We start from the raw sequence: 6,845 nt of genomic DNA, 5'->3' as shown, positions 1-6,845 counted from the left end.
GAATAAGGATTTAATCATTAAGCAGCATTGGATAGCTGCGTCGGAGTAGGTTTGATTTCGCCCTTGTTTGCCTTTTGATGGAGCATACCATTGCGTAGCAGGATCAAACCAAATGGCAATATTTCCGCGACTCATGAGTGCTCGGTTATATGCGGGCCAATTAGTTGTGCGGTAGATTTTGTGTGTAGGCTTCTTCATTTGAAAATTATATCGCTGAAAAAGCCTTTACAGATAGGTTTGTGCAACAAAGCCACGATGATATGTAATTAAATCAATAGCTTTGTTCTTCAACTTGGATTTCAATTCCTGACTGATATATCCACGATCCGCATAGAGCTTTGTTTTTAATCCGTCTACCAACTGTTCAACTATTTTAATATCTGCTGTATGCCCATTGGATAAAGCTATACGGACAATCTCTCCTGGTTGATTCATGATTAAATGCAGCTTACAGCCATAGAACCAGCCCATAGAGCTCTTGCCTCTAGATGCAATTTTAGCTAAAGATTTATGTCGCTGAATGCGTTGATTTTTACATACTGGCAGTGTGGTTGAATCAACCCATAAATAAGCGTTTTGCTGATCTTTCATCAAAGCAAAATGCAAAGCATGTAATGCTAATTGATGTGATTGAATCAGATGAATCATGCATTGGTAACAAGGTAGGCTTTTAAATAAATGACTATTATCTTGTCTTAAAGATGCAAATAATGCTTTAAAGTTGTTGAAATGTGAACATTTATACCAAATGGCAATAAAGACGATTTCAGAAAGGCTCAATACGGATGAGCGCACTCTTAAGCGTTTTTTTCCTTGTTTTAGAAAATTCCAATAAGTTGATTCAAATTTTTGAAAGAAATCATCAATTGCACAGAATAAAGTAATAAAATCAAACATGGTGACTAGAGTTGTGAGTTTGGTGTGGTAACTCAACTGATGGCTCTAGTCATCTTTTTTTCAAGTCAATTTCTTATCCAAGATTCAGGTTAATTTAGGTGTGGGAAATATATGTGAAGTATAAGCTTTTACTATAGTTATTTGATTTATAAGCAGTATATAATAATAAAATTAGCCTTTTAGATTATACAAATAAATTTAATTAAAAACGATTTTAAAATTCGGTACGGTTCACTTATGAAAATTCAAAAACTCGTTCTAGCTACGATCCTTGGGGTTACATGTAGCATGTCTGCTCAAGCAGCAATACAGGTAAAATCAGGGAATAGCACAGTTGAAAAAATCCAAGCCCCTTTATTGAATTTACAAGCAAAAGCGACACTTTTAGGCTTTGCTAAGAATGAATATGAATTAGGTATGGCTTATTACGAAGGGAAAATTGTTCAACGAGATCCACAAAAAGCAGCTGAATGGTTGTTAAAATCGGCTAACAAAAATTATGCACCTGCAATGTTTGTGGTCGGTAAAATGGCATTGATTGGGGATGGCATACAACAAAATATTCAAGCGGGTAGTCAATTGATTCAGGCTGCAGCAAATAAAGGTGACAAACAAGCGCTGGCCTTTATTAACGAAAGTAAGCAATTAAAGGCAGTAGATCAAAAAAATAACGCAGTATCCAAAAATCAGAATATGCATAACGGAATGTGCTCATATCAAGATTTTTATATTCAATCAGCAGGTGATCACGATCGTGCAAAACAGCAGGGCAAGAAAGTTAAAGATATCGAAGAATATGTGAAAGGACCTTGTAAAATTAACATCACGTATAGCAAAAATAATCGTGTTGAAATTAATGCGAATTTCCGTGCAAATAATCAAAATTATGATGCCTATATGGTCACTAAATTAAATGATTCCTGTGATGACGGGATCTGTGGTATGGCGATCAATAGTCCTAAACAGCATCTTACGGAATACGATAGAATCACGTCATACAATAAAAAAGGTGAAGCAATAGATACCAATGAAGATGATGATAGACGATTATTAAAAACTCGATTTAAAAGTCATCAATCCTACTGTTTTGAGGCATTCTGGGCACATAGTGGAACTGTGTTCTGTATGAATTTGGAAGGGAATGATGTTTATCAACATGAAAGAGCTGTGCCATAGTCGATATTAAACAGAGTCAGATCCTGCATATACTCCGATATTCGCATAACCCAGTCCCAGGATGCTCAGCTACTTCATATTTTAGAACGTCACATCAGACGTTTACTGCAAAAATACAAAGCTCAAGGCCCAGCTCATTAGTCCATGCTGCACGTGGCCAAACCAGCAATTCTAGGCTTCCTGAAGAGCTCAGACTTAAGTGCCTCAATCTGGTCGCTGAACAATTCCATGGTTTCGGACCATATCATGGCTGCTGTAGTGGCTTATTGCTTGAATCCCAATAAGCCAACTTTCCCAAATATGCTAAAAGGCTAAGTGGATTTCATCGAACTCAGGTTAAGTTATTTCAGCTCTTCAAGAATTACAGAAGCTGCTATATCGTTCAAATCTTGACAGTCATTACCAGTCATTGTATTACCACGTACAAATTCTACTTTGCCATAACGTGAAATTTCATAATGACGTCCTTGAATTAAAGTATATCCGATAAGAATGTTACTTATATTTTGTAGATATCCCTGCATTCCTTGAAGATCATTAAAATTATAGGTGGAATCACTTGCTACTCTTCCCCATCTACTTTCAAGGTCTTTTTGTAAAGGAGAGTTAATTGGATAGGTATTTAAGTAAAAATATTCTTGATTATTTTCAACGCGTTGTAATTGTAAGCACTTTGAACCTGCAGGGAATACTTTATCCTTAACTTTTTCATAAAATTCATTATAAGTTAAGTTATATGGATTTTTAACTGTGCCATTCCATAAGCTAATATCTGTTGCTATATCTGGAAGCGTAATATCTGAAGAAAATTGATCCATATATTCTGTGACTTTTTTATGACTCAAATCAATTACTTTCCATGTAATAGTATGCTCTAACGTTGTTGGTTTAGAAGTTGCTGATAAAGGCTGTTGAATCCAAATCTGTTGATCTGGTGAAAGATTTTGTATTTGATAGTTTGCAAGATATTCTCCATAAATTGGATGAGTTGCGCCTGATTTATATAAATTATCATTTGTTACAGCGACTAACGGAGGTTCTCCTGATAGATCCATATAGTTTAAGTCAAGTCCAGAAACAGTTTTAAAGTAGCCTTTGCCATCAAAAAAGGTGGTTTGTTGATGTTCTACAATAGTTTTTAAGGGTGCTTGGCTATTTTCTTTATATGGATAAGGAAGGAAAGCTGACCATGTGGTCGTGTTAGAATTATTATTACCTGTATTACCTGTATTACCTGTATTACCTGTATTACCTGTATTACCTGTATTACCTGTATTATCAGCAGAGGAATTACCGCCTCCACCTCCACATGCAGTGAGTATAATTGCACTTAAAATTGCTAATGAAGTATATTTAATTTTCATAAAGAATCTCTAAATTATTAATTTATCATGTGAAATTTCTAGCATTTATATCTTAATTGTTTTTATCAAAAAATAAAGAAAATTCTTAGATTAGCATTTGAAGTGCAACACCATGTTGTTTGATCCTAGACAGTATCGTGGACAACCAGCCCCTCTAAACTTTTAATATATTTCTGTTCAAAGGCTTCTGGACTTAACCAGCCGTTTGCAGAATGTCTTCTGACTCGATTGTAATAAATTTCAATATAGTCAAACAAGACAGCATTCGCTTCTTTTCGAGTCGAAAACACACTGCCATGTACCACATGGCCTTTTAATGTATGAAAGAAGCTTTCAGTCACTGCATTATCCCAACAGTTTCCACGTCTAGACATACTCTGAGTACAATCATTTTTCAGTAACAGCGCTCTAAAATCACGACTACAGTACTGTGAGCCTTGGTCCGAATGAACCATAACACCAGTTGGATAACCCTGACGAGCCATTGCATAGTTAAACGTATCACACACCAACTGGCGGTCTATTCGATGGCTGGTTTGCCACCCCACGATACGACGGCTAAATAAATCTAGCATCACACATAAATACAACCAACCTTCTTTAGTGCGGATATAGGTAATGTCTGTTGTCCAGACTTTATTAGGCTGAGTAACTGTAAATTGGCGATCCAACAAGTTGGGTGCTGTAGGCAAACGATGGGTTGAATCAGTCGTATGCTTGTATTTACGTGCAATCCTGCTACGTAAACCAAGCTTTTTTAGCATCCTTCCAATAGTACGTTCGCTCATGTTGTAACCTAAATCATGCATGTCATGTACTAATGAAGGTGCACCCAATCGTGCATAATGCTGCCAATATACGGCTTTTAAGTCATTATATTTCTGTGCCGTATTGGCTTGACGTTTTCGCCAGGCATAATAGCCTGAAGTGCTGACACCTAGGTATTTACAGGCAGAAGATACAGTGACTTCATTCATATCTAGATCTTGAATTACCGTGTACTTTTCTTGGCATGATCTGTTAGAAAGTACACATGCGCTTTTTTTAAGATGTCATTGGCTTCCTTGAGCTGTTTGACTTCTTTCTCTAATTCCACGATCCGCTGTTGTTCTGGTGAAAGTTGACGTTTGCTTGAACCTGCCGGATTGGTTTCACGAATCCATTTATCTAATGTTGAATAACCCACACCTAATTTCTGGGCGATTGCAGCTACAGACTCGTGTGAGTTTGAAAGTGCATAATCAATCGCTTGCTGTTTAAATTCGGGACTAAAACGTTTAGCCATTTCTTGAATCTCCAAAGATTAAAGTTACGTTATCTTTAGAGGGACGTGCTGTCCATTATTTTGTCTAGGATCATGTCCGAGGCAGACACTAATGTGTATTGTCGCTTCCGACCGTCAGCGGACTGTTCATCACATGAGAACACCCATCGACGCGCTCCTTGTACTTTGAAATACCGATCTTTGACCCATCGGAGTGCTTTGCGAGGGTGGCGACGTACCGCCCATCGCCAGAGCATTTCCCACACTGCGCTGTCTACCTGGTTGAAAACCTTCTTGGCAACGACATAACTATGATAGTTGGCCCAACCCCTTAGAATAGGGTTGAGCAAACCGATCAAAGTGGCCTGTCGTGTCGCTTTGTTTGCATTGATTAATGCTCGCAGCTTATCGAGATGAGCACTGATGTTTGCCTTTGACGGCTTGATCAGTAGCTTGCCATTGTACTTGCGTACGTTCCACCCAAGAAAATCGAACCCGTTCCCTATGTGCGTGATTTTGGTCTTTTCCTGAGAGAGCACGAGACCGCGCTCCGCCAGAAATTCAACCACGGCAGGGCGAACTTCATTTTCGAGCCACTCTTTAGAATACCCCGTGATGATGAAATCATCCGCATACCGTACCAGTTGCAGCTTTTTGCCTGTCCATTTGGCGTTAGGGAACCTCTTCGCCAGCATCGTTTCCAGTCCGTCCAAGGTCATGTTGGCCAACACCGGGGAGATAATACCTCCTTGCGGTGTTCCGGAAAGACTGGGAAACAGCTTGCTTTGGTAGACGTAACCGGCTTTGAGCCATTTCCGTAGAATCACCTTGTCCATTGGGAGGTTGGCGATCATCCAGTCATGGCTGATATTGTCGAAACAGCCTTGAATGTCACCCTCTAGCACCCACTCCGCACTTACTTTTCTTGACAGCACACCAAAGCACTGTGCTGCAGCATCCGCGGTTGAGCGTTGTGGTCTGAATCCATAAGAGTTCCGATCAGCGGTGGTCTCCGCGATGGGTTCCAAAGCCAGCAGATGGAGCGCCTGCATGGCCCGGCATTTCATCGTGGGTATCCCGAGAGGTCTCATCTTGCCATTTTTCTTCGGAATAAGGACTCTCCGAAGCGGAAGGGGCGTGTAACCTCGCCTCTTCAACGACATCATCGCACCGGTCTTGGCCTTGGGTGTATTCCAAGTCACCTTGTCGACCCCAGCCGTGTTTTTGCCTTTGTTTTCAGACACTCGTTTTACGGCCAATGCTTTGCCACTAAACGAGTGAGTCAGCAGCCATTGCAGAGCTTTCGCCTTGTTATACCTGCAGTCTTGTACCGCCTTCACAATACGCGCTTGCAGCCCTCTGACATGACGCTGTACAGCAATCCAATCGATGCTGTCCCACGATGTGCTGGAAGGCGCACACGCTGATACTGCTGCGTTCATTTGCTCTCCCTCCATTAAAAGGGTTCTACACACTCTCTTGTGATGAGAGACCATAAGGACGTCAGCCCGCTTTCGCGTGAGGTAATGTTTCAACCTCTATCCAACCCATTACAGACTGGCATTCGCTTTTTCCTCGTTCCTTCGCCCGCATCACCATGGGCAGTTTTTGCAAACTGCTTTCCCAATGGGGGTAATACGGGATTTCCACGTTCCGCTTACTGAAGTACATCGGCTTAGGTGCCTGCTATCGACCGGGAGGCGTATGGGTCACGAATGCGTAGTAGAAAGACGCGATTCCCACCTCCATTACCGTTTTGGTTCGAGCGTATTAGCCATTTCCGCTCGTTCAATTTAACGATCGTTGCGCAGATTCACATGTGTTCACCATACCGATTATCTAGCCCTTGTCCGGCTATGGCTGCCAGAAGAGTACGCCTCTCACGATTGATACCCCGCACCTTACGGTGCCTCGTTACATTGTCGAAGGCGCTCTTTATTCAGCCTTCTAGATTCACCCGGTGACACGGGTGGTTCCCGCAGGGGGAACAACTTCATTAAGCGACTTCGTGTCGCACCTCGACCCAATTATTGCAAATAGGTAGATTGCCATCATCCAGATAGCGGCTTAAAGCTGGCCAACGCTTCAGAGTGTAATTGATGGCCTTGGCGGTGGGAGAACTCGATGGCACTGTCAGATGATGT

At 41.0% G+C, this 6,845-nt stretch carries 4 protein-coding genes and 5 pseudogenes; 3 read left to right on the top strand and 6 right to left on the bottom strand.

Annotation, left to right across the window (positions count from 1 at the left end; all coding sequences use genetic code 11):
- Positions 1–198 (bottom strand): transposase (locus FTV03_RS16660; RefSeq protein ID WP_171250838.1); only part of this gene is annotated, 198 nt, incomplete at its 3' end.
- 54 nt (positions 199–252) lie between these two features.
- Positions 253–897 (bottom strand): annotated as a pseudogene (locus tag FTV03_RS16655) (IS982 family transposase); the annotation flags it as partial.
- Positions 898–1,134: 237 nt separating this feature from the next.
- Between FTV03_RS16655 and FTV03_RS16650 the strand changes: the two are divergent.
- The 3 genes and pseudogenes from FTV03_RS16650 to FTV03_RS18245 all read left to right on the top strand — a co-directional run.
- Complete coding sequence (locus FTV03_RS16650) at positions 1,135–2,073, top strand: tetratricopeptide repeat protein (RefSeq protein ID WP_180042279.1); 939 nt, start codon at positions 1,135–1,137, stop codon at positions 2,071–2,073.
- 3 nt (positions 2,074–2,076) lie between these two features.
- Positions 2,077–2,315 (top strand): annotated as a pseudogene (locus tag FTV03_RS16645) (hypothetical protein); the annotation flags it as partial.
- Positions 2,287–2,388 (top strand): annotated as a pseudogene (locus FTV03_RS18245) (IS982 family transposase); the annotation flags it as partial. The pseudogenes FTV03_RS16645 and FTV03_RS18245, both read left to right, overlap by 29 nt.
- Before the next feature lie 26 nt (positions 2,389–2,414).
- On the opposite strand, the gene FTV03_RS16640 reads toward FTV03_RS18245, so the two are convergent.
- The 4 genes and pseudogenes from FTV03_RS16640 to FTV03_RS16625 all read right to left on the bottom strand — a co-directional run.
- Complete coding sequence (locus tag FTV03_RS16640) at positions 2,415–3,437, bottom strand: hypothetical protein (RefSeq protein WP_180042277.1); 1,023 nt, start codon at positions 3,435–3,437, stop codon at positions 2,415–2,417.
- A 125-nt stretch (positions 3,438–3,562) separates the two neighbouring features.
- Positions 3,563–4,722 (bottom strand): IS3 family transposase gene (locus FTV03_RS16635; RefSeq protein WP_180042275.1). Its coding sequence is split into 2 segments (ribosomal slippage): positions 3,563–4,488 and positions 4,488–4,722, totalling 1,161 coding nucleotides; the frame shifts between segments, so codons are not numbered across the junction.
- Positions 4,723–4,796: 74 nt separating this feature from the next.
- Positions 4,797–6,143 (bottom strand): annotated as a pseudogene (ltrA, locus tag FTV03_RS16630) (group II intron reverse transcriptase/maturase); the annotation flags it as partial.
- A gap of 575 nt (positions 6,144–6,718) precedes the next feature.
- Positions 6,719–6,845 (bottom strand): annotated as a pseudogene (locus tag FTV03_RS16625) (transposase); the annotation flags it as partial.

The organism is Acinetobacter sp. YH12218 (assembly GCF_013417925.1).
Taxonomy (GTDB): Bacteria; Pseudomonadota; Gammaproteobacteria; order Pseudomonadales; family Moraxellaceae; genus Acinetobacter; species Acinetobacter amyesii.
This window is presented reverse-complemented; position numbering and strand designations above follow the sequence as displayed.

Coding starts and splice junctions, on each gene's coding strand:
- FTV03_RS16640 (WP_180042277.1), bottom strand. CDS start 3,437: ATGAAAATTAAATATACTTCATTAGCAATTTTAAGTGCAATTATACTC.
- FTV03_RS16650 (WP_180042279.1), top strand. CDS start 1,135: ATGAAAATTCAAAAACTCGTTCTAGCTACGATCCTTGGGGTTACATGT.